This window comes from Sulfurimonas indica, assembly GCF_009192995.1.
Taxonomy (GTDB): Bacteria; Campylobacterota; Campylobacteria; order Campylobacterales; family Sulfurimonadaceae; genus Sulfurimonas; species Sulfurimonas indica.
Genome location: NZ_SDID01000013.1, coordinates 24,016 through 47,677, shown reverse-complemented (window position 1 = coordinate 47,677; position 23,662 = coordinate 24,016). Strand labels below are relative to the sequence as shown.

Genomic DNA, 23,662 nt, shown 5'->3' with positions numbered 1-23,662 from the left:
AGATGGAATTAGATTTCGCAAAATTTACAAAATACTCAAAACCGGGACCTCGCTATACTTCATATCCGACGGCCTTGGAGTTTAGTGATGATTTTCAGTATGATGACTATATTAAAAAACTTGAAACACAGGACTCTTCGCGTCCTTTGAGTCTCTATTTTCATCTGCCGTTTTGTAAAAATGCCTGTTATTTTTGTGGCTGTAATGTCGTCTTTACTTCCAAAGAGGATAAGATGCTACGCTATATGGAGTATTTGAAGCGTGAGCTTAAAATACTTTCACAGCACCTTGATTGCTCACGAGAAGTGATTCAAATGCACTTTGGTGGGGGAACACCTACTTTTTTCTCGGCTGCACAGCTAGATGAGATTATTAAAGAGATTAAATCTTACTTTCCAAATTTTGTAGAGGGTGCGGAGATATCTTGTGAGATTGATCCACGTCATATCAATGAAGATCAGATGCGTGTTATGAGTGAGCATGGATTTAACCGCGTGAGCTTTGGTATTCAAGACTTTAATGAAAAAGTACAAGTCGCAGTCCACCGTGTACAACCATATAACATTACAAAAGATGCAATGGATCTGGCGCGCAAGTACAATATGCAATCAGTTAATGTGGATTTGATTTATGGTCTGCCATATCAGACTTTAGAGACTTTTAAAGAGACACTTTCTTTGGCACTTACACTTAATCCTGACAGATTTGCAGTCTTTAACTATGCGCATGTTCCTTGGCTGAAAAAGACGATGCGAAAAATAGATGAAACAACCTTGCCGCGTCCTGATGAAAAACTCCAAATTATGCAGTACACAATTGATTTCTTAACAGAAAATGGCTATAAAATGATTGGGATGGATCACTTCGCAAAACCTGAAGACGAACTTTTTCAGGCGATAGAAAAAGGTGAACTCCATAGAAATTTCCAAGGCTATACAACTAAAGGCGGAGCGGACTTAATCGGAGTGGGACTTACGTCCATCGGTGAAGGTGTGGACTATTATGCACAAAACTTTAAAGATATGCCGAGCTATGAAGCTGCCATTGATGCAGGAAAACTGCCGTTTGAACGTGGTGTAGTACTCAGTGAAGATGATATGATCCGTCAATATGTCATTATGGAGCTAATGAGTAACTTCAAACTTGATATCAAAAGATTTGAATCACTCTTTGATGTTGTTTTTGCTGAATATTTTGCAGATGCACTTCAGGCTTTGGAGCCTTTTGTAGAAGAAGAACTTCTTGTAGTGTGTGATGATAAACTTGAGTGCTCAGCGACGGGAACACTGCTTATCCGTAATATTGCCCAGCCTTTTGATGCATATATGAAAAAGTATGCACAAAGTGATAAAACATTTTCAAAAACGGTGTAGAGATGGATAAAAAACTGGAAGATATTTTTAGCTTCGATAAGATTGCTGATGATTGTGTTAAATGCGGGAAATGTATTCCTGTATGTACTATTCATAATGTCAATGCCGATGAGGTAACAAGCCCGCGCGGATTCATTGATCTTCTGGGTGCATACAAGCGTGGAAACCTAGAGCTAGACAAGACGGCTAAAGATATTTTTGAGAGCTGTTTTTTATGTACAAATTGTGTTGATGTCTGTCCTAAATCACTCCCGACTGATATGATAATAGAGCAGGCCCGTGCAGATATTGCTCAAAAGTTTGGTATTGCATGGTACAAAAAAGCTTTCTTTTTACTGCTGCGCCATAGATGGCTTAATGACTTGGCCTTTAAACTCGGTTGGGTATTTCAGACCTGTGGGTTTAAGATTAAAGCGGATATTGACTCTATGCATTCACGTTTTAATATTCCGATGCTAAAGGCAGACAGACTGCTGCCAAGTTTGAGAAAAACCTCTTTTTTAAATGCGCATCCCGAAAATATCAACAATGGCGGCAAGCGAAAAGTGGCGATTTTTATCGGTTGTCTGGGGAATTACAACTATAGAAATATCGGTGATTCTCTTTTGGAGATTTTAGAGCATCTAGAGATTGATGCCTTTTTGGCAAAAAGCCAGAAATGCTGTTCTGCACCTGCATACTTTACAGGTGATTTTGATACAGTTGATCATAATGCGAAATTTAACATTGAATACTTTGAGAAGTTCGCTGATGATGTTGAGGCTATTTTGGTTCCAGAAGCCACATGTAGCGCGATGCTTAAAATTGACTATGAGCATTACTTCCATGACCAACCGGAGTGGAAAGAGCGTGCAAGAGCTGTGATGAAAAAAGTTTTTATGGCAACAGAGTGGCTACAGTATCATACCGAGCTTGAGTCTATTCTTGCAAAGAAAAAACAAAACAGGAAGATTGTAACGTACCATGATCCGTGTCATGCAAAAAAGATGCAGGGTATCCATGAAGAGCCGCGAAGTCTCATCCGCCAAAACTACAAAATAGTAGAGATGAGCGACCCAAATCAGTGTTGTGGCTTTGGCGGGGTAACGATGCAGTCTGAGAAGTACCATTTTGCAAAAGCTGCTGGTGCTCCAAAAGCAGCGATGATTCAAGAGACAAAAGCTGAAATTGTCAGTGCGGAGTGCTCAGCTTGTCGTATGCAGATAAATGCTTCGATGAACTATGCGGGGGTTGAAACTGTCTTTAAAAACCCAATAGAGCTCATTGCTGATGCATTGCGAGCGTAGATGCACTATTTTGTATGGAATGCCAATCCGGTAGCGCTCTCTTTTGGCTCTGTTCATGTCTTTTGGTATGGAATTTTATTTGCTGCTGCGATTTTAAGCGGTTTGGAGTTTATGAAACGGGTATATCGCCTTGAGGGTAAAGATGAAAATACCATAGAGCCGCTTTTTGTCTATGCCATTATCGGAATCGTTGTCGGGGCGAGGCTTGGGCATTGCTTGTTTTATGACCCTGATTATTATCTTGCGCATCCGCTTAAGATTTTTGCTGTCTGGGAAGGCGGTTTGGCTTCTCACGGAGGAGGGGCGGGAGTGCTTTTGACCCTCTATCTTGGCGCTAAGAAGTATAAGATAGATTTTATGTGGCTGATTGACCGGCTTGTAATTCCAACAGCACTTTTTGGTTTTTTTGTTCGTATGGGTAATTTTATGAACTCTGAGATTTTGGGAAAACCGACAGATGTGCCGTGGGCCGTAATTTTTGAGCGCGTAGATATGTTGCCGCGCCATCCTGCACAGCTCTATGAGGCATTTTCCTATCTTGCAATCTTTTTTATTTTACTCTTTGTCTATAAAAAATCGTATAAAACTCTGCGTCCCGGCTTTATCTTTGGACTCTTTTTAGTGCTTATATTTACAGTACGCTTTCTTGTGGAGTTTGTCAAAGTAAGACAGGCTGATTATACGCTTGGGATTGATTTGACAACGGGGCAGCTGCTGAGTATTCCTTTTTTACTTGCAGGTGTTTTTCTTATCTTTTACTCTTTGAGAAAACGCATTTGATGCAGCGTGTTATTCTCTTTTACTTTCTTTTTATCAATCTGCTTACATTTTTGATCTATAGTTATGATAAATTTATCTCCCGTTATGGGAAAAAACGCAGAGTTTCTGAAAAAGAGTTACATACCTTTTCCATTATAGGCGGATTTTTGGGTGCATCACTTGCTATGGCACTCTTTCATCATAAAATTGCAAAAAGCAGTTTTCTTATTAAGCATATCGTGATTTTACTTTTATGGATAGTAGCTATTGCATACTACTTCACGCAGATAGATGTGATTAACTTTTTGCGTTAGTTATCTCTCTTTTCTATGACGTTTTCTATCTCGTTCAACAGATTTTTTCCATAAAAAATTAACAGCAAGGTATGCACTGATAGAACCAAATACAGAGTAGATGGCAGTTCCAAAATAAAGAGGAATAAAAATATCATCAAGATTGTCTTTAAACCACTTTAGTGTCATCTCGACTGGTTCTGGTTGTATGCCTAGGAAGAAAGACCCTGTAAGATATTCCATATAGTACATTGGTGGCATTGTGATGGGATTACTCAGCCAGCACATAGCAAGCCCTATGGGAACATTAAATTTTACAAACGGAACAAACAGTAGTACGGCAGCCATCTGCATCGGCATAGGGATAAAGGCTATAAAAAGACCGATAAGGACACCTCGAGTAATCATTTTTCTGTTTGTAGAGAGATATTCGGGTGGAATTTTGTATTTTTTGATAAAGTCTCTGAGTTTTTTATGTGAGGAAGTCTTTTTAAGTGTTTTTCGTATCATACCAAAGCTTGTTTTTCAAATTAATTTTCGAAAGTATATCGCTTTTATGGTAAATTTGGCTGAGGTTTGTCGAAAAAATAGCCTTGAGACTTATTAACACCAAGTTTGATGAGTTTATTGTGAATATCTTCATTTTCTACATACTCTGCAATAGTCTTTATCTGCATCTCTTTTGCAAAAGCAACAATAACAGAAGTAATAATTTCTGAGCGTTTGTTATGGACTATCTCTTTAATGATGCTGCCATCTATTTTGATAAAGTCAGCCTGAAGTTTCATAAGATGTTCAAAGTTGGAATATCCTGTACCAAAATCATCGATAGCGATTTTACAACCGTATGATTTGACCATATTGATAAAATCTTCTACCTTCTCAAAATTCTCAATACTCTCACTCTCTACGATCTCAAAGATAACTCTGTGTGAGATATTATAGTTTTGCAAAGTTCTCTCTATCATAGTTGTGATTTTCTTATCAAGAATGTCATCAATTGTAAGGTTGATTGAGAAGTCAAAGTCATTCTCTTTAAAGGCTTCAAAACTTTTTTGGATGACAATTCTTGTCAGTTGTTTATAGAGCTTTGATTTTTTGGCAATCTCCAAAAACTTATTTGGAGCAATGATGTTCCCCTCTTGGTCAATGAGCCGTATCAGCGTTTCATACTTACATATTTCATTACTCTCATTGTCCATAATCGGCTGATAAAACAGAACAATTCTATCTTCTTTGATCGCCTCTTTTATCTCTTTTATCCAGCGAATGTTGTTTTCGTACTCTTCATTTAAGGAGATCTCCTCTGTATAGAAGATAATACTTTTTTTAGAGCGTCTTGCAGCTTTGAGAGCCATATTCGCAGTAGGAAGCAGTTGTTCGGTACTTTCTGTAGAGATTCCGACTGTAATATGGAGTGCGATCTCTTGATCCTCAATCTCTAAAGGATTTTCATTGATATAATTGACAAGTTGAGCGATATTATTTGTCAATATCTTTGCATCTCTCTCTCCAGAGAGAATGACAAACTCATCACCGCTAAGGCGATATACCTCACAGTTTTTATGTATTTTGAGATTGTTCTTGAGCAGTTGACTAAAAGCGATGAGTACTCTATTTCCAAATTTTTCCCCAAAAAGGTCATTGATTTGAGAAAATCTGTCTATATTGAGCAGGATAAGTACCATTGAGTCTCTTTTGTTCTTATCTTCTAAGAGTGCCGTTCTGTTTTTAAGTCCTGTCAGAGAGTCTGTGTAGAGCATGGTTCGCAGCTCTTTTGTGTACTCTAGGAGTTGTTGGTTCTTTTCTTTGAGCTTTGTTGTGATATTTCTGTTCTTATTGTAAACAAAGAATTTGAGAAGATAGTAGATACCCGTCAGTGATGCAGAGATATTTAAAAAGAAAAAGATCTCTTTCGCACTCTTTGGCATAGTCTCTTTATGATGTGCGATAAGCCATGGATCGATTAAAACGGAAAAGCCCATCAAGGCTAAAAATGAAAAGAGCCAATACTTTGCTTCTCCTCGTTTTTCATGAATGATAGCGGCAATCGGAGCAAAAAATGCCCAGACCATGATATAGCTGCTATTTGCAAAACCGCCTAAAACCCACATCAATAAAAAAGGCAAGATAAGAACAAGAAGCATCTGTGTTTTTTGAATAGCGAGAAGATTATTGGTTTTTTTGTAGTGCCACAGATTAAATAGAGAGATAAAACTGTAAAACATAGGAATAGTTGCAGCAGTATACTGACCATAGATAAGATAAATAAGTGCCCATAAAAAACTGATAGGACCTATAAGTATCGGTACTATAATAACAGAGATCTCTTTAAGCTTATATGGGTTGAGATGAAGCTTATCTAGTTGTATAATGTCATTTAAATAATTTTTATATGTTGCCATCATTGTCTACGTGTCATTTTCTTATATTTTTGTGAGAATTATATCACAAAAGTATCACATCCTTATATTAAATTTTATTATCACATTTATAACTGTAATCTTTGAGTTAATATGCTAAAATACCGCTATATAAATATATTTATAAGGGTAAAAATGTCATTTGAAAAACTAGGAGTCTTTAAACCTCTGCTTGATGCCATAGAAGATTTGGCTTACACAAGGCCGACAACGATTCAACAAAGAGCAATTCCTTTAGTTTTACAGAAAAAAGATATTTTTGCTACAGCACAAACTGGGACGGGAAAAACAGCTGCTTTTGCACTTCCTATTTTACAGCGTCTTCGTAAACATCAAGAGAGTAAAGGGATTCGTGCAATCATTCTTTCTCCGACACGCGAGCTTTCTATTCAGATATATGAAGATATCAATGCTTATGCAAAATATATGGATATAAAAACAGATATTTTGGTTGGTGGAAAAGATTTGGAAAAACAGCGTAAACGTCTCAAACATGGTACTGAAATAGTTATAGCAACGCCTGGACGACTGCTAGAACATATTGAGAATGGACTCAATTTAAGTGATGTAGAGATTTTTGTACTTGATGAAGCAGATAGAATGCTTGATATGGGTTTTACGAAAGATATTAGAAAGATTCATCCATTGTTACCAAAACGTCATCAGACACTCCTTTTTTCTGCAACATTTTCAGATAAGGTGAGAAAGCTTTCAAAACTTATATTGACAAAACCTGCATTTATTGAAACTGCAAAGAAAAATACGACGGTTGATACAATCAATCAGATAGCCTATCAGGTTGATACTGCAAGAAAAGCAGAACTTTTGGCATATCTTATAGGCTCACGCAACTTTCCTCAGGTCCTTGTCTTTACACGCACAAAGGCAAGTGCAGATGAGCTTGCAGAAGAACTCAAAAAAGATGGGCTTAAAGTCGGTGTGATTCATGGAGATAAGACAAAAGCAAAACGTTTAAAAACGCTTACACAGTTTAAAGAGGGTAAATTTCGAGTACTCGTTGCAACAGATATTGCCTCACGTGGACTTGATATTGAGGAGTTACCATATGTCATTAACTATGAACTTCCTTCCATTTCTGAAGATTATGTGCATCGTGTTGGGCGTACCGGGCGTGCAGGGCGTGAAGGTGAGGCTATTAGTTTGATTGATATCTATGAGAAGTATGATATCAAAGAGATTGAAAAGCTCATCGGTCAAAAGATTCCGAAAGATGTTGTAGAAGGTTTCGAGCCAGACCCGAATATTCGTCGTAAAGATGTTGATGAAGTCAAATTAAAAGCAGAGCATAAACGTGAGGCAAAGAAGTTTGTCAAACATAAAAAAGAGCCTAAACGTGTAACGGCGAAACTCTTAAAAAGTGCCAAGAAAAAGAGAAAAACAACCAAGAGAGATGGATAATCAACTCTCTGGTGGATAGATCTTCATAGGTTCTTTAGGTGAAGTGCTTACTGTTTTTTCTTCTTCTATAGTCTCTTCTTCTATATCATTGTTATCATACTCTATCTCTTCATCATCAAAAAGTCTATGGTAAAGAAGTCCGTAAGTGATATATGCCGTTGGAACACTCCATATCAGTCCGATACCCATAGGAATTGCACCAAGCAGTACGATGATAAATATGGCAATTCCAAGGCCAAAAAAGCGAAACCACTGTTTTGTAACAGTCTTACGTGAGAGCTCCATTGCATTCCAGACACTCATATTTTTATCTGCTATAAGGGGAAGTGTATAAGTATATGCTACTGCAAGGTAGATACCAGGTATGACAAGAGCGATAAATCCAAGAATTGTAAAAAGCGTTACTAAAATATAACCGAGCAAGAGATATGGATAGCGTCCAAAATAGTCAAATATCTGTTTAACAGCCAGCTCTTTTTGTCGTGCACGTGAGATACCAAGAATGATAATTCCAACAGCAATAGGCAGTGTAAGTACATTTAAAAGAAGGTCCAGATACTGTTCAACTTCAGGCATAATCAGCAGGAGTGTAAAAGCAATAGTCAACTGAATAAGTAAAAAAAGAAGCAGTGAAGCGATAAATGTCCATTTAACACCATCTGTTCGCCTAAAAGCCTCTTTAATGACACCAAATATAGAGAAAGTATAGTCTTGCATTAGCGTAACCTTGAATAATTTTGAGTTATTATACTTTTACTTATAAAAGATTGCAAGCCAAACTGTTTTTTTATTTTCTACAGTCCAGATTACCTTATGCTTTTCATGTGCTTTTATATTGATAAAATCGCCTTTTTTCAGGTTTACTTTTTTATCGATAAACTCTAAAGTAGCACTCCCCTCTAAAACGATGACCCATTCATTCTCTTCCTGGTCATACCATCCCTCTTTTGGTGATGTATGACCATAGGAGATGATACGCTCTATACGGATATCATCTGCTTCAAGCAGTGTCTCAAAAACCTCTTGTGATAAATCTGATGGAATATTTGTAAAGACATTTGATGTTTGCATAGCAGTATTATATGATATTATTGCACTATGTTTGAAAATTATGAGTTAGAGATTCTTTATAAAGATGACTATTTGGTGGCTATCAATAAACCAAGTGGACTTTTGGTACACAAGTCTATGATAGATAGGCATGAGATCTATTATGCGATGAAGATGCTGCGTGATCAGATAGGTGCATGGGTATATCCTGTTCATAGATTAGACAAACCGACTTCAGGGGTTCTTCTTTTTGCACTGGATTCTCATACGTCAAAACTGCTCAATGAACAGTTTAAAGCGCATGCAACACGAAAAAAATACATTGCAGTCGTTCGAGGCTATACAGATGAGTCAGGTCTGATAGAGCATGCCCTTAAAGAGAAGCTTGATAAAATCAGCGATAAGGATGCACAAAAAGACAAAGGTGCCCAAGATGCTATAACAGAGTATAAGAGAGTGGAAACTGTCGAGATTGACAGACCGGTAGGACGTTATGAAAAAACACGTTATTCCTTAGTAGAACTTTTGCCACAGACGGGCAGAAAGCATCAGCTTCGCCGTCATATGAAACATATTTCGCATCATATTCTTGGTGATACAAAGTATGGAAGAGGGGAGCATAATAAATTTATACGTGCAGAATATGGAGTACATAGACTTTTGCTTCACTGCGTGAGTCTTGAATTGCAACATCCCTATAGTGGTGCAAATCTGATATTTAAAGCAAAATTAGATGCAACGTTTCAAAAACTCTTTAATGAGTTTGGATGGCAAGATAAGATAGAATTTTATAATTAAAAATAAAAAGAGAATAGAGATGAGTGAACAACCAAAAGCGATATATCTAAAAGATTACAAAAAACCCTCTTTTGCCATTAAAAGTGTCAATCTAACATTTGAGCTTTATGAAGAAGAGACCATTGTTACCAATGTTATGGAGTTTTTAAAACTTGAAAATGTGACTGACTTACGACTTCACACTGAAGAGTTGGAACTTTTGGAGATTGAACTCGATGGTATGGTACTCTCAGGTGAGCATTATAACATTGATGCAGAATCATTAACGATTAGTAATGTACCAGAAGCTTTTAAACTCAAAATCATCAATAAAATCTATCCGCATAAAAATACCGAGCTTGAAGGTCTATACAGATCAGGAGATATCTTTTGTACTCAGTGTGAACCAGAAGGTTTTCGAAGAATCACGCCTTATCTTGACCGTCCTGATGTTATGAGTCTCTTTACTACAACGGTTATAGCTGACAAAGAGAAGTATCCAGTACTACTGAGTAATGGAAACAGATTGCAGTGCCATGACAGCTTTGACAGTCGTCATGGAGTGACCTGGCATGATCCACATCCAAAGCCTTCCTATCTTTTTGCTTTGGTTGCCGGAGATTTGGGGGAGGTAAGTGACAGTTTTATAACAATGAGCGGCAAAGAAGTTGCTCTTAACATTTATGTAGACAGAGGAAATGAGTCCAAATGCTCTCACGCAATGAGCTCACTCAAAGAAGCTATGCTCTGGGATGAAGAACAGTATGGAAGAGAGTATGATCTTGATATCTATAATATAGTAGCAGTTGACAGTTTTAATATGGGGGCCATGGAGAACAAAGGGCTCAATATCTTTAACTCTGCCTATGTTCTAGCAGACAGCGATACGGCAACAGATGCAAATTTTATGGGTATTGAATCTGTTATTGCCCATGAGTATTTTCATAACTGGACAGGAAATCGTATAACCTGTCGTGACTGGTTTCAGCTCACCCTTAAAGAGGGGTTGACCGTCTTTCGTGACCAGTGCTTCTCAGCAGATATGAACTCAAGTGAGGTACAACGCATAGAAGATGTAAAAGGATTGCGTGAGCGTCAGTTTGTTGAAGATGCATCGCCTACACGTCATCCTATCCAGCCAAAATCATACATCTCAATGAATAACTTCTATACTTCGACCGTCTATGAAAAAGGTGCTGAGGTCATTCGTATGATGTATACACTGCTAGGAGAAGAGAAGTACCGCGGGGCTATGGATCTGTACTTTAAAAGTTTTGAAGGTGAAGCAGTAACGACAGGTGACTTTGTCTGGGCAATGAGCAAAGCAGGTGAGATTGATTTAGAGCAGTTTAAACTCTGGTATCACCAAAGTGGTACACCTCGTCTTGTCGTTCAAGAGCATTTTGAAAATGGTAGATATACTTTAAAGCTCACGCAGAAGATTCCTGATGACGTTGATGGCTCAAAGCAGGAACCGATGTACTATCCTTTAAAGATGGCATTGATTCATCAAGATGGCGCAGAGGCATTTGAGGAGATGCTTATCATCTCAAAAGAGCAAGAGACATTTACCTTTGAAGGTTTTGATGCAAAACCGGTACTCTCCATTAATAGAGATTTTTCTGCACCTATTATAGTAGAACAGGAACAGATAGATTATGCTTTTTTAATGAAGTATGATACCAACAGTTTTACGCAGTATGAAGCAGCACAAAACTTTGCTGTTGCAACATTGGAAGCAATGATGGAAGGTCATGATATCAATAAGGCTTACATCGAAGCTTTTGGGTATCTGCTTGATCTGGATATCGATCTTTCATATAAGGCACTTCTTTTAGAACTGCCATCAGTCTCTACATTAATGCAGCGACAGGAGATTGTTGATTGTCAAAAAATTTATGCTGCACAAGAGGACCTATTAAAAGAGCTTGCACTTACTTTTAAAGAGAAGCTTTTAGAACTCTACCGCGAAAATCACTCTACAAGTGCTTCTTTGGACGCAAAAAGTATTTCTAAGCGTGCTATCAAAAACAGAGTCTTAAAACTGCTTTCTGCTTTAGAGAGTAAAGAGATAGCGCTCATTGCAAAAGCCCAGTATGATAAATCTCTTACGATGACAGACAGAGTGGTGGCCCTTGATGTGTTAGAGCATACTGACGAACCGTTAGCTGAAGAATCTTTTAAAGATTTTTACAATAAGTATAAAGAGAACACACTTGTGATGAACAAATACTTTGCTCTGCTTTCATCTTCATTGCGTGATGATATTTTGCATCGTGTAAAAGCACTGCAGAATGATGAGGTATATGATGATAAAGTGCCAAACCTTGTACGTTCTTTAGTAGGAACCTTTGCTCGAAATCATAAACATTTTCATGCAAAAGATGGAGAGGGATATAAATTTGTTGCAGATAAGATCATTGAGATTGATAAAATCAACCCACAAATGGCCTCTGGGCTCTGCTCAACATTTAAAATATATGATAAAATGAACAAAGAAAACCAAAAATTAATGAAGCGAGAATTGATGCGTGTAGTTTCTACACAGTCACTTTCAAAAAATTCTTTTGAGATTATAGAGAAAATTTTAAAATCAAATTAGTTTTTTTGTTTAATGAACTTTTTATCTCTCCTAAAATAGGGCAAAAATAGCATGTATTTCTTAAATTTATCAAAATTATAAGTAATTGTAATTACTTTTTGTGATACAAATGTGATTATTTTTTGATAAGATTTTCTAGAACTTGAAAATAGGATGAATATATGGCAAGATTAGTAGTATTAGGTGGTGGTGTTGCTGGACATACAACAGCAACATTCGCTGCAAAATGGTTAGGATCTGGGCACGAAGTAGTAGTTGTCACTCCAAATGCAAAATGGAACTGGATTCCATCAAACATCTGGGTTGGCGTTGGACAAATGACAAAAGAGGATGTTACTTTTGATTTGGCCCCTGTATATGCAAAAGCTGGAATTACATATCATCAGGCTAAAGCAGTATCAATCAATCCAGAAGGTAATGAGTCAAGCGATAAGCCTTTTGTAACTATTGAATATACAAGTGCAGATAAAGCAGGTCAAAGTGAAACTATTGAATATGATTATTTAGTAAATGCAACTGGTCCAAAACTTAATTTCGGTGCAACACCAGGTTTAGGTGAAGGAAGTCAATTAGGTGAGCATACGGTTTCAGTATGTACTGCAGACCACGCTGTTCACGCTTCTGAAAAATTAGCTGAAGCTATTGAAAAGATGAAAGCTGGAACACGTCAAAAATTCCTTATTGGTACAGGTCACGGTATGTGTACATGTCAAGGTGCTGCATTTGAGTATATCTTCAATATCGAACATGAGTTAAGAAAAGCCGGTGTACGTGATATGGCAGATATGAAATGGATCTCAAATGAGTCATTCCTTGGTGACTTTGGTATGGGTGGACTTCATATGAAAGTTGGTGGATATGTTGTATCTTCTAAGCTTTTTGCTGAATCACTTTTTGCTGAGCGTGATGTTGAATGGATTATAGGTGCGCATGTTTCGAAAGTTGAAGAAGGGAAAGTTCATTATGAGCTTCTTGATGGTTCAACGGGTGAAGAGGAGTTCGATTTCTCAATGCTTATTCCACCATTTGCAGGTGTAGGTCTTAAAGCTTACAACAAAGCAGGTGAAGATATCACTGATACTGTGTTTGCTCCAAACGGATTTATGAAAGTTGATGCAAACTATAATGCTGGTGCTTATGAGAACTGGAAAGCATCTGACTGGCCAAGAACATACCAAAACCCTACATATAAAAATATGTTTGCTGCTGGTATCGCTTTCGCACCACCACATATCATCTCTAAACCTATGAGTTCTCCAAATGGAACTCCGATTAACCCAACACCACCAAGAACTGGTATGCCTTCTGGTATTATCGGTAAAGCTGTTGCACACTCTGTTTGTGACTTAATGACAAAAGGTGAAAATGCTCATTTACATGAAGCTTCTATGGCTGAAATGGGTGCTGCTTGTGTTGCTTCTGCAGGTAAAGGTATATTTGACGGAACTGCGGCTGCGATGACAGTTTACCCTGTTGTTCCTGACTTTGAAAAATATCCTGGAACAGGTCGTGATACAGACTATACATTTGGTGAAATCGGTCTTGCTGGACACTGGATTAAACATATTTTACATCACCTGTTTATCTATAAAGCAAAACTAAATCCAGGCTGGACTTTAATTCCAGAATAAAATATAAGGAGACAACATGAGCGAGAAAAAACTAGTAGAAGAAGAAGTAAACTTTCAAAAAAGTGATGCATTTAATCTTACAATGATTCCAGGTGCATTCGCTAGAAAAATGAGAACATGTCTTATCTGGCAATTTATCAGATTTGTAGTGATCAATATTAAAATGATTATCGTGGTAGGAAAAAGCCACTAATTTTATAACTTTGGGATTTATCCCAAAGTGATTCCCCTTTAAATATTTCCCAAAAACGATATAAAAGGCGCTTTTATGGTTAAAGAGATTATCACATACCCAACTCCACTTAGTGTCGAATATGCAACTGATGTAAGAGTTTTTAATGACGAGTTATTTGCCTTGATAGAAGATCTCAAAGATACTATCAATGAAAATAATTTGGATGGTCTTGCCGCTTTTCAGATTGGGAGCTATTATAATGTGATTGTTGTGAAAAATGAGGATGGTGAACTTATAGAGATAATCAACCCTCGTCTTATCGCACACAGCGGCCGAGTCACTACCGAAGAATCAACTGCATACTATCCAAACCAAACAGCAGAGATAACACGTTATGAAAATATCAGTGTGGTTTATCAAGACCGAGATGCAAAAGATTGTTCTCTCAAAGCAAGTGGGTCTATGGCTATTGTAATCCAGAGAAAAATTGATTATACCTTTGGTGCGACATTCATTCATAAGATGTCCAAAGAGGCAAAAGAGGCTTTTGAAAACAGACTTGAGTATGGTGGTGAAGTAGGAAGTGCAGACTACTGTCAAACAAGTTTTAAAAGAGATAAAATTGTACTGATAATGAATGTGATTATGGTATTTATGGCACTTGGTTTTGTTGCATCTCTTTTTATTGAGGATAGCTTACTGCTGCAAAATATTTGGAAGTATCTTCTGTATGGTTCTATCGGGGTTGTTCTTCTTGATGTAGTCTATTTCTTTTATGCACAGTATGAGGGAAAACAACAAAGTGGATGTAGCAGTTGTCAGATAGGGAACATTATTGGAACGGCACTGATAGTACTTTTTAAATTGAGTATTATTATGCTGCTTTCTTATTTCTTTGTATATCAATAGAAGTAGATAGTATGTTAGAAAATATCCCGACACTCATTAAACATCAGGCACTTTTTGTAGAATCAAAAGATATTATCTTAAGACAGTGGGTCTCTTATGACTCACCAAAAGAGATTTTAGCGCTTCATGACATTGATGAAAACTACTTTATAGAGAAGTATGCAAGTGGTGTGTTTGATTACTTTATGGGTGTTATCGCCGGAGAGGTGGAGATAGGAAACTGTCCTGTTATGCAGGAACTCTTGGCATATTTGAAGTTTCGTGAAATTGGTGCAGATGAGCTTTTTGAGATATGCAGTCATTTTCGCCGCTCTATGGTTGATGTTTCTTATGATGCAGGGATGAACTCAAAAGAGCTCTTTGATGAGATATCATATATATTTGACAAAAATTTCCGCGGAATATTGAAATTTTACACAGATACCATCTTTCAAAAACTTGTTGATGCAAGACAGGAAGCGATTCGTGCAGGACAGGCAAAAGAGTACTTTCTCTCAAATATGAGCCATGAAATCCGTACACCGCTCAATGCTATTTTAGGTTTTGTAAATCTTTTAATTGATGAGAATCTACCGAAAAAGCATCGTAATTATCTTGAGATTATTTTAAACAGCGGAGAGAATCTGCTGAGTATCATTAATGATATTTTAGATTTTTCAAAACTCAGAAGTGGTGAGTTTACAATCGAGCCAAAGGTCTTTTCTCTACATGATGAACTCAGTCATACGATGGAGCTTTTTGTTGCAAGTGCCAATGCTAAAGATATCACAATGACCTCTTTTATCAATCCAAAGATCCCACGTGAGCTCTATGGAGATGCCCTGCGTATCAAGCAGATAATATCAAACTTTATCAGTAACGCTATTAAGTTTACACCTGAAGGTGGTGTGATTGAGATAGAGGGAAGTTATGAAAATGGCATACTCAAGATATCTGTCAGTGACAATGGTATCGGTATTGATGTGGCTGACTTGAAAAAAGTTTTTACGGCATTCGCTCAGGCACAGTACAGTGACAACAAAAACATAGAAGGTACAGGTCTTGGACTCTCAATATCGTATCAACTTGCGGAGTTGATGCATGGTAAAGTAGAAGTAGCTTCAGTCCTTGGAAAAGGAAGTACTTTTTGGATGGAAATTCCCATAGAAGTAGCTACAAAAGAGTGCAAAATCATTGATAACATTCAAGATTTTCAAAAGCTTAGAATGGTTTTATATGCGAATAATAAGCAACTTGACTTTAAACATAAGTCATTTTTAAAGTATGCAAAAATATTTGATATGAACATCACTGTTGTTGAGAAGCTTCCAGATGATTTTGATGTATGTATATTTGTTCATGAAGATGTTGATCTGGAGTTTAAACGTGAGGTCCTGACATCAGAGAAAAAATTTATTGCTCTGATGAGCCGTGAATATGACAATTATGATAAATATAGACATATCAATGCAATGTGTTTTCCACTTTATTGTTCGAAAATTCATATGTCGTTCAATGAGCTGATGAACCCTGAAGAGTTTGCAGAGTATGACAAACAGATTTCACAAAAATTTAAAGGGCATATTTTAATAGCGGAGGATAATGAAGCAAATCAGGAACTCATTAAGATCATTTTGAGTAAATATGGTTTGACCTTTGATTTGGCAAGGAATGGCCTTGAAGCCTATGAACTCTATAAAAAGAACTCTTATGATCTGATCTTAATGGATGAACAGATGCCTGTGATGGATGGCATTGAGTCTGTGAAAAAAATCATAGAGTATGAGGAGAGTCAGGGGTTACGTCATACACCTATCTCAGCACTTACCGCAAATGTTATCAAAGGAGCAAAAGAGCGAGGACTGCTTATCGGTTTTGATGCATTTTTAGGAAAACCGGTAGTTTTAAAAGAGTTAGAACGTATTTTTCTCTCTTACTTGCAAGTAGATACCTTTGTTAAAATAGAAGAGAAGAAAATAAAAAATGATGTGGGTAAAGAAGTGATTGAGGGACTTGACGCAGATAAACTCTCAAAAGAGTTAATGCTCACGCAGGATGAACTGGTTTTACTTTTACGGCTTTTTATCAAAAAAATGCATACGACACTGCCAGAGTTGCAGGAAGCTATCGATAAAAGAGACCATAAACAGATAGCTCTAAAAGCACACAGTATCAAAGGCTCAAGTGGAAACTTCCGTATAGAGGAGTTGCTCAAGGACTCTACAGAGATGGAGCAGATGGCAAAACATGAGATGCATGAGTATGACTACGAGGAGGCATATCAAAGGATAAAAAAGAAGATAGAGTCGATAAAGATTAGCTGAGTATCTTACTCTTCGATATAGTAACCAATACCAGAAGCATTTTTAATGATATCAGTCTCAAGTTTGTTTCTCAGTCTCCAAACAAGTGTTCTTACACTATTTTCTGTTGCTCCGTGTTCATCCCAAACATAGTTCATAGCCTGTTCAAAACTTACAACAATACCCAGTTGTGCCACTAAAAGACGTAAAAAAGCATTCTCTTTTTTTGTCAGTTTTATCTTTTTACCTTTGTAAAAAGTTTCACAGATACTGATATCTAGATGGTAATCTTTTCCAAATGGAACAATCGGCTTGTCTGAGACTCTTTTAGAGTAAAGCAGTTTTTCAAGGTTAAGCTTATCAACTTTTAAAGAGTTGATATCCTCTTTTCTTTCATTTTCCATCTGGTACTTAAAAAGTGCCATCTGAATGGTTGCATGCAGTGAACCCGGATCAAAGGGTTTTACTATGTATCCATATGGTTCTGTCAGTTTTGCCTGAGAGATGATGTCATCATCACTGTAGGATGTCAGGTAGATAAAAGGTATATCATATTTTTGTTTGATGGTTTTTGCAAGTTCAATACCGTCATTGCTCTCTTGCAGAGAGATATCAATAATGATAACATCAGGCTTGTGTGTGGCAATTTTACTTTTGGCTTGCGTAGCATTGTCACACATTGCAACAACACTGTAACCGTGTTTTTGTAAGGACATATTTAAATTGAGTGAGGTTATTTCATCATCTTCTACTATTATTACTTTATGTTTTTCCATAGTTATGTCCTGTATCAAAAAAATATGACTATTTTGTGATAAATATGTTTATGATTATAATATAACTTTATATTATTTACAATAGTTGGAGAGAAGATATAAAAACATTGTTACAAAATGATACGAATGTGACGAAAAAAATTAAAATTTTAGTGTAAAATTAGAAAGATACTAAGGGAGTGATATGGACTATTTTGTTTATATATTATCGTGTAGTGACAGTAGTCTCTATACAGGAATCACAACAGATTTAACAAGGCGTATAGATGAGCATAACAGTTCAGATAAAGGAGCAAAATATACAAAAGCAAGACGTCCTGTAGAGCTTCTCTATTTTGAAAAATATGAAGATAGAAGCAGTGCGACAAAACGAGAGTATGTAATTAAAAAACTCTCACGAAAAGAGAAGCTAAAATTATTGCACAAAGAGTGCACATAGACGAGATATAATTGAATGAAAATAAAAAAAGAGAGAAGAATTATGAAAAAGAGCATATTAATATTGTTGTTATTTGTTATTTCTTTACTACATGCAGATGGAAATAAGTTACAACAACTCAAACTTAACAAGCTTACAGAAGAAGAGCAGCAGGTTATTCTTTTTAAAGCAACAGAGAGACCCTTTAGCGGAAAATATTATAAATTTAATGAAGAAGGAGTATATCTTTGTAAGCAGTGCAATGCACCACTCTATAAATCAAGTGATAAGTTTGATGCATATTGTGGATGGCCGAGCTTTGATGATGCCATACCGGGAGCCGTTAAACGAGTCAGAGATGCTGACGGATATCGTACAGAAATCCTTTGTGCACAATGTGGAGCACATTTAGGGCATGTTTTTTTAGGTGAAGGATTTACACAAAAAGATACTAGATACTGTGTCAATTCACTCTCTTTGAATTTTCAAAAAGCAGATGCAAAAGAGAGACTTAAACAAGCATACTTTGCAGGAGGATGCTTTTGGGGGTGTTGAGTATTATCTAGAAAAACAAAAAGGTGTGAAAAACGTAGTCTCTGGGTATATGGGTGGTAAGATGAAAAATCCGACATACAGAGATGTCTCACGTGGGAACAGTGGTTATTTGGAAGTTGTAGAGGTGACCTATGATCCACAACAAGTAAGCTATGAGTCTTTGGTAAAACTCTTCTTTGAGATTCATGATCCAACACAAAAAGAGGGACAAGGTCCTGATATTGGTTCACAATACAAGTCTGCCATTTTTGTATCAAATGAGAAAGAGAGAAAAACAGTTCAAAAACTCATAAGGCTTTTGGAATCGAAATCTTATGATATTGCTACAGAAGTCAAAGAGAAAAAAGTTTTTTATAAAGCAGAAGCGTATCATCAAAACTATTATGAAAGAAAAAGGAAAAAACCATATTGTCATGCTTATGTTAAACGGTTTTAAGCTGAGATACTAGACTAGATTGATTGAAAGCTACTTGCATAATCTAAATTATAACACTCTTTGGGTATGATTACAATATGATAAAATATAAACTAGAAGATGAATATATAGAACTCTATAAACTTTTAAAGGTTTTAGATTTGGTTGACAGCGGCGGACAGGCAAAAATGATCGTTGCAGAGGGGTATGTTTTGCGTAATGGTGAAACAGAGACACGAAAACGTGCCAAAATAATAAAAGGCGATGTTTTAGTCGTCGGTGATGACGTAACTATCGAAGTGGAGTAAGACTTTAGAGGACAAAAGAGCTTAAAAGTCCTATAAGTCCACCAAAAACACCACCCCATACTACAAGCCAGTCTAGATGCTCTTTGATGAGTTTTTCTACAATCTCTTTGACCATTTGCGGTGTTAATTCATTGAGTCTTGCTTCAATTACTTTCTCGATTGATTCAAGTAGGTCATCGCTTAAGGATGAGTTGTGCAGATGCTGTTGCAGTGTTGCATCAAAAGCTTTTGAATTTACTATTTTTATGACAGCTGACTTCATTTTCTTCGAGAAAGGCTCACGCAGACCCTCTAACGCTGCTTCTCCACCAAACATCCCAAGCATACCGCCAAAAGAGGACTCCATAACTGTTTTGGAAAGAGCATCAAATGCAGGTGAGAAGTCAGTCTCTTCTATGATGGGAGTAAGGTTGAGTTTTTTCTCCTCTTTGGCAAAAAAGTTTTCCAGCTGTTCATGAGTAAAGAACTGCTCCATCATGAGATCTTTAATGGCTTTTTTAAAGGCTTCAAATCTCTGAGGTATAACGCCTGAACCATAGAGAAAGGGTACCTTTTCAAAGAGCATATGGATAGCTAACTGATTTGTGAGAGCTCCGGAGAGAGCAAAAAGTCCTGTATATAAAAGTGCATCTTTGTAAGCTGAAAATATAAAAGAGAGCCCGACAAGAAGTAGAGCAATAAGGTTAGTTATAAAGCTTTTATTTAGTTTCAAAATATATCTCCTTTTTAAAAATGAAATTATATACTATGAATCTGGAAAATTATACAAATATATGGGAAATTATAATGAAACAAGAGAGTTATGAGCTATTTGAAAATGCAGATGGTGAGACAATTGTAAATGTCATAGATAAAGAGTTACAAACAAGAAATGAGTCTCCTTTTTGGTCTGATAAGGTTGTTCCTTTTTCTCGTGCTATTCTTTCGGTGCTTGTGCCACTGCGTGAGATGGACCTGCTTTTTACCCCGGAAGGGAAGCATGTTGCAAAATTGACACCAGAACTTTTTTTGGATTGGAGTGATTTTTTAAGTCTCAAGACTTTAGCATTTACTTTGGCAAAATCAAATGACACAGGAGAACTTCTACGTACCTCAGTCGATAGAGAAGCATGTAAACGATATAAGCCGATTGATCTGAAACTCTTAGGGGAGTATCTTTCACGCTATACAGTAAATCTTGAACGTGAAGAGTTGGACTTTCCAATAGCGAACTATAATCTGCATCAAGGTGTAACGAACGTTATAAAATCACTGCTTTAATAAAAGATAGAGTAAAGCATCCACCAGAGTAAAAAGATGAAAAATCCCAGCACTGCAAAAGTTATAGCGATTCGCAGTGTAAGAAAAAAGAGAAATCGTAACCAGTGAGGCATTATTTGTTATATGGTACTGGTCTGATTCCAAGAGCCTGCGTGGCATACATCATGCCACCTTTGAGGTTTGTTACATTGTAACCTAACTCTTTTGCAAGCCATGGTCCAACCATCGAAGTTCTGCTTCCTGTTCGGCAAATTATGGCAAAAGGTTTTTTCGTATCGACTTTTGCATTAAGCTCACGCAGGAATGCATTGACATTGTAATTACCTCTCTCATCAAAAAACATGATAGGAATGGCCCCTCTTAGTATTCCTGTTTCACGCCACTCTCCAGGTGTCCTGATATCTACAATAGGAATACCGGACTTTAAAATATTCTGCGTGAGGTATTGGCTTTTATACTCTGCAAAAAGTGAAACGGTTAAAATCAGTAAAGTTAAAAATATTTTTTTCAAAATTATCTCCGTGAATTAAGTGTATAATTATAACAACAGATAAATAATAGGTAGAAAATGGCAGCATCAAAAAAAGCTATAGAAAATTCAAATAGACTTCGCTATGTGCGTGCACTAGAGCGCTTTCACAAAAGTATAACTTCTTATCTCAGTAACACTCCTGAACTGACGAAAGAACGTTACAATAAAAAGATTGATAATGCTCTTAAGGTATATAATCGTGTTGACGAAATTGCTCTTTATAAAGGAGAACTACAAGATTTACAAAAACTTGTAAAAAAGATGATTGCCTATAAAGAGAGTGACGAGACAATAGAAAATATTAAAGAAGATTTACTCTATAGTTCAAATCAGTTAGATAAAAGTAAAAATGCCAGAAGGTATAAAAAAGATAAACACTCTAAAGCGAAGTACGAAGAGTGGGAGTAAAAAAGTCAAGAAGCAAAATTTTATGCTTCTTTATTGTTTGAGTTATCAAGCTCCACTTCACGCAGCATTTGATCAAGAAGTCTAAAGAGCTCTTCTGATGCAGCTTCCATTTTATCAAAACTTTCAATGATATCATCAGCATGTGTGATAACTTCGGCTTCAGGGTCTTTTGCATCAATATATGTAAGGTTTTTGTTTGCATTAGTATGGACAATATTATGTGGGAGAGCCATCTGTGGATAAGCAGTAGTAGATGCAAATCTCTCTTTCCCTTCTCCATCATACCATTTTCCAAGATTACAAGAGTGAGAATCAACAGCTTTAAGAATTTTGTTAAGTGATACGAGCGAGTTATAGGCTCGAGATTTGTAAAGAATATGGTCTATTTTTGCAAGAACAACGAAGATTGAATTTTCCATAAAGTAGGATTGATCAACAATTCTATTTGAACCGTTGCTAAGCTCAATAAGTGTATCTTCGAATTTTTCTATCTTTTGCGTTGAAGTATCTACAGTGACTTTCATATTTTCTGAGCTCTCTTGAATCTCACTCATACCCTGCTGTAATGACTTGATTGATATTGCGATCTCACTTGTCGCTTTATGTGTACGCTCTGCAAGTTTTCTTACTTCATCTGCAACAACGGCAAACCCACGACCATGCTCACCCGCACGTGCAGCTTCGATTGCGGCATTAAGTGCGAGTAGATTTGTCTGGTCTGCAATGTCCGTGATAAGTTCAATGACAGAAGTAATATTGTTGGTTTGTGATGCTAACTCTTCAATGTTAGTATTGTTCATACTTGCTTGTTCGTTGAGGTTGTGAAGTTCATTGACAACATTGTTGATGTTCTCTCTTGATTCATTTGCAAGATTGGATGCAAAACGTGTTGCTTCTGTAATCTCTTTAATTGCAGAGATATTCGTTTTTAGATCTTTTTGAATGACTGTAAGCGATTCAGAAACATTCACACTTTTTACACTTAGTTTTGAGTTAAATGAATCACGAAGAGATTTTTTATGCTGTTGTTGCATAAAGTCAATACTTTTTGCAACATTGTTAATTGCAATGACAAATTCACCTTCCATACCTTCAGCAGAGATCTTTTTCGAGAAGTCACCTTTTGATGCATTTGTAATGGTTGTGTTGATTTCATTGATTAAAGATTGGACATGACCAAGAAGATCTGCCAGATGTTTCCCCATTATACCCAGTTCTGTCTCTTCGCTGTTTTTAGTACATTTTTTAGAGAAATCACCTTTTGCAGAGTATGTTATAAGCTCTGTAAACTTCTCAATGCCAGAAGTGATAGATTTTCTAATAATTATTGCCAAGATAAAGACAACAGTTGCAACAAAAAGACCGGCAATCAGTACTAAATATTTGTAAAATGATATTTTTGTTTGTAAAAACTTTGAGTTCTCAGCTAGTTCTTTTTGTTTTAGTACTACAAGTTTTTTGAAGTATTTTCTTGACTCTTCTGCCAAGGGTGTCAGAGTTTTACGATATTTTTGAAATGTCGCTTCGTGATTGCGAATATCTTCTGATGTCAGAGACTCCATCATGGAAAAAGCTTTGTTTAAAAAGCGCATAGTGGAGCTTTTTGCTTTTGTAACTAACTCCTGTGTTTCTGTACTGTTTTTGAGATTTTCTAATATTTCAAAGTTTTGTTCAATAGTAGCAATATCACTTTTTATCTGCTGCAGGTCTTTTTCTTTCGGACCTCCAAGCATGATATCTCTGTCGTTTCTGCTTACATGGTTCATATGCTTTTCAATGACAAGTGTGCTCAGGCCTGCTTTCATAGAGTTTTCATAAAGATTGTCATAATCATTTTCCAGGTCACTCATGGCGCCAAAAACAAATATTGCAGCAAAGAGAATGGAGATCGTAGCTATGGCTACAAGGTAGTTCATCTTCTTTTTAATACTTAAACTTTGAAACATTGGTGAAACCTTTTTTGATTAAATTGTGATATTCTAGCATAAGATAGGGAGCATAAATATAAAAA

General features: G+C 36.6%; 25 protein-coding genes. 17 read left to right on the top strand and 8 right to left on the bottom strand.

The window, feature by feature from the left end; translation table 11 throughout:
* The first annotated feature begins 2 nt into the window (after nt 1–2).
* The 4 genes from hemN to ES948_RS07350 are packed head-to-tail and all read left to right on the top strand — an operon-like array spanning nt 3 to nt 3,732.
* Nucleotides 3–1,373 (top strand): oxygen-independent coproporphyrinogen III oxidase, encoded by a 1,371-nt coding sequence (gene hemN / locus ES948_RS07365; RefSeq protein WP_152184307.1) that lies wholly within the window; start codon nt 3–5, stop codon nt 1,371–1,373.
* A 2-nt stretch (nt 1,374–1,375) separates the two neighbouring features.
* A complete protein-coding gene (locus tag ES948_RS07360) occupies nt 1,376–2,659 on the top strand; it encodes a (Fe-S)-binding protein (protein ID WP_152184306.1) in 1,284 nt (427 codons plus the stop codon).
* A complete protein-coding gene (gene lgt, locus ES948_RS07355; RefSeq protein ID WP_152184305.1) occupies nt 2,660–3,439 on the top strand; it encodes a prolipoprotein diacylglyceryl transferase in 780 nt (259 codons plus the stop codon).
* Nucleotides 3,439–3,732 carry a DUF1294 domain-containing protein gene (locus ES948_RS07350; protein WP_152184304.1) on the top strand — a complete coding sequence of 98 codons (294 nt, stop codon included), beginning with the start codon at nt 3,439–3,441 and terminating at the stop codon, nt 3,730–3,732. The genes lgt and ES948_RS07350 overlap by 1 nt, the downstream gene beginning before the upstream one ends.
* Here the strand turns inward: ES948_RS07350 and ES948_RS07345 are convergent, their stop codons facing one another.
* Nucleotides 3,733–4,221: a DUF2062 domain-containing protein gene (locus ES948_RS07345; RefSeq protein WP_152184303.1), complete on the bottom strand. Its 489-nt coding sequence runs from the start codon at nt 4,219–4,221 to the stop codon at nt 3,733–3,735.
* 44 nt (nt 4,222–4,265) lie between these two features.
* Complete coding sequence (locus tag ES948_RS07340; RefSeq protein WP_188109479.1) at nt 4,266–6,116, bottom strand: bifunctional diguanylate cyclase/phosphodiesterase; 1,851 nt, start codon at nt 6,114–6,116, stop codon at nt 4,266–4,268.
* A 153-nt stretch (nt 6,117–6,269) separates the two neighbouring features.
* Here ES948_RS07340 and ES948_RS07335 point away from each other — a divergent pair, with 153 nt between their 5' ends.
* Nucleotides 6,270–7,553: a DEAD/DEAH box helicase gene (locus tag ES948_RS07335; RefSeq protein WP_152184301.1), complete on the top strand. Its 1,284-nt coding sequence runs from the start codon at nt 6,270–6,272 to the stop codon at nt 7,551–7,553.
* On the opposite strand, the gene ES948_RS07330 is transcribed toward ES948_RS07335, so the two are convergent.
* Nucleotides 7,554–8,270, bottom strand: a complete 717-nt coding sequence (locus ES948_RS07330; RefSeq protein ID WP_188109478.1) for a DUF2189 domain-containing protein — start codon at nt 8,268–8,270, stop codon at nt 7,554–7,556. It abuts the gene before it with no gap.
* 36 nt (nt 8,271–8,306) lie between these two features.
* Nucleotides 8,307–8,624, bottom strand: coding sequence for a cupin domain-containing protein (locus ES948_RS07325; RefSeq protein WP_152184300.1), 318 nt, complete (start codon nt 8,622–8,624; stop codon nt 8,307–8,309).
* A 27-nt stretch (nt 8,625–8,651) separates the two neighbouring features.
* Here ES948_RS07325 and truC point away from each other — a divergent pair, with 27 nt between their 5' ends.
* The 6 genes from truC (at nt 8,652) to ES948_RS07300 (ending at nt 17,000) form a co-directional block, all read left to right on the top strand.
* Complete coding sequence (gene truC / locus ES948_RS07320) at nt 8,652–9,401, top strand: tRNA pseudouridine(65) synthase TruC (protein ID WP_152184299.1); 750 nt, start codon at nt 8,652–8,654, stop codon at nt 9,399–9,401.
* Between the two features lie 19 nt (nt 9,402–9,420).
* The gene (gene pepN, locus ES948_RS07315; RefSeq protein WP_152184298.1) at nt 9,421–11,982 is read left to right on the top strand and encodes an aminopeptidase N; all 2,562 of its coding nucleotides are present in this window, start codon (nt 9,421–9,423) and stop codon (nt 11,980–11,982) included.
* 161 nt (nt 11,983–12,143) lie between these two features.
* Nucleotides 12,144–13,613 carry an NAD(P)/FAD-dependent oxidoreductase gene (locus tag ES948_RS07310; RefSeq protein ID WP_152184297.1) on the top strand — a complete coding sequence of 490 codons (1,470 nt, stop codon included), beginning with the start codon at nt 12,144–12,146 and terminating at the stop codon, nt 13,611–13,613.
* Between the two features lie 16 nt (nt 13,614–13,629).
* Nucleotides 13,630–13,806: a hypothetical protein gene (locus ES948_RS10860; RefSeq protein ID WP_188109477.1), complete on the top strand. Its 177-nt coding sequence runs from the start codon at nt 13,630–13,632 to the stop codon at nt 13,804–13,806.
* Between the two features lie 75 nt (nt 13,807–13,881).
* On the top strand, nt 13,882–14,697 hold the full coding sequence (locus ES948_RS07305) for a peptide deformylase (protein WP_152184296.1): 816 nt from the start codon (nt 13,882–13,884) through the stop codon (nt 14,695–14,697).
* Nucleotides 14,698–14,708: 11 nt separating this feature from the next.
* Nucleotides 14,709–17,000, top strand: coding sequence for an ATP-binding protein (locus ES948_RS07300; protein WP_152184295.1), 2,292 nt, complete (start codon nt 14,709–14,711; stop codon nt 16,998–17,000).
* A 5-nt stretch (nt 17,001–17,005) separates the two neighbouring features.
* Here the strand turns inward: ES948_RS07300 and ES948_RS07295 are convergent, their stop codons facing one another.
* Nucleotides 17,006–17,755 carry a response regulator transcription factor gene (locus tag ES948_RS07295; protein ID WP_152184294.1) on the bottom strand — a complete coding sequence of 250 codons (750 nt, stop codon included), beginning with the start codon at nt 17,753–17,755 and terminating at the stop codon, nt 17,006–17,008.
* Nucleotides 17,756–17,939: 184 nt separating this feature from the next.
* On the opposite strand from ES948_RS07295, the gene ES948_RS07290 reads away from it, so the two are divergent.
* The 4 genes from ES948_RS07290 (at nt 17,940) to ES948_RS07280 (ending at nt 19,451) form a co-directional block, all read left to right on the top strand.
* On the top strand, nt 17,940–18,194 hold the full coding sequence (locus tag ES948_RS07290) for a GIY-YIG nuclease family protein (RefSeq protein ID WP_152184293.1): 255 nt from the start codon (nt 17,940–17,942) through the stop codon (nt 18,192–18,194).
* Between the two features lie 42 nt (nt 18,195–18,236).
* Nucleotides 18,237–18,728 carry a methionine-R-sulfoxide reductase gene (locus ES948_RS10980; RefSeq protein WP_223176044.1) on the top strand — a complete coding sequence of 164 codons (492 nt, stop codon included), beginning with the start codon at nt 18,237–18,239 and terminating at the stop codon, nt 18,726–18,728.
* Nucleotides 18,670–19,164 (top strand): peptide-methionine (S)-S-oxide reductase MsrA, encoded by a 495-nt coding sequence (gene msrA, locus ES948_RS10975; protein ID WP_223176043.1) that lies wholly within the window; start codon nt 18,670–18,672, stop codon nt 19,162–19,164. Before ES948_RS10980 ends, msrA begins: the two co-directional genes overlap by 59 nt.
* A 77-nt stretch (nt 19,165–19,241) precedes the next feature.
* Nucleotides 19,242–19,451 carry an RNA-binding S4 domain-containing protein gene (locus tag ES948_RS07280; RefSeq protein WP_246153843.1) on the top strand — a complete coding sequence of 70 codons (210 nt, stop codon included), beginning with the start codon at nt 19,242–19,244 and terminating at the stop codon, nt 19,449–19,451.
* 4 nt (nt 19,452–19,455) lie between these two features.
* On the opposite strand, the gene ES948_RS07275 is transcribed toward ES948_RS07280, so the two are convergent.
* A complete protein-coding gene (locus ES948_RS07275) occupies nt 19,456–20,163 on the bottom strand; it encodes a DUF445 domain-containing protein (protein ID WP_152184292.1) in 708 nt (235 codons plus the stop codon).
* Between the two features lie 74 nt (nt 20,164–20,237).
* On the opposite strand from ES948_RS07275, the gene ES948_RS07270 reads away from it, so the two are divergent.
* On the top strand, nt 20,238–20,711 hold the full coding sequence (locus tag ES948_RS07270; RefSeq protein ID WP_152184291.1) for a hypothetical protein: 474 nt from the start codon (nt 20,238–20,240) through the stop codon (nt 20,709–20,711).
* Between the two features lie 112 nt (nt 20,712–20,823).
* On the opposite strand, the gene ES948_RS07265 is transcribed toward ES948_RS07270, so the two are convergent.
* Nucleotides 20,824–21,222: a rhodanese-like domain-containing protein gene (locus ES948_RS07265; protein ID WP_152184290.1), complete on the bottom strand. Its 399-nt coding sequence runs from the start codon at nt 21,220–21,222 to the stop codon at nt 20,824–20,826.
* Between the two features lie 57 nt (nt 21,223–21,279).
* Here ES948_RS07265 and ES948_RS07260 point away from each other — a divergent pair, with 57 nt between their 5' ends.
* A complete protein-coding gene (locus ES948_RS07260) occupies nt 21,280–21,651 on the top strand; it encodes a hypothetical protein (protein WP_152184289.1) in 372 nt (123 codons plus the stop codon).
* 20 nt (nt 21,652–21,671) lie between these two features.
* On the opposite strand, the gene ES948_RS07255 is transcribed toward ES948_RS07260, so the two are convergent.
* Nucleotides 21,672–23,597: a methyl-accepting chemotaxis protein gene (locus ES948_RS07255; RefSeq protein ID WP_152184288.1), complete on the bottom strand. Its 1,926-nt coding sequence runs from the start codon at nt 23,595–23,597 to the stop codon at nt 21,672–21,674.
* Nucleotides 23,598–23,662: the final 65 nt, after the last annotated feature.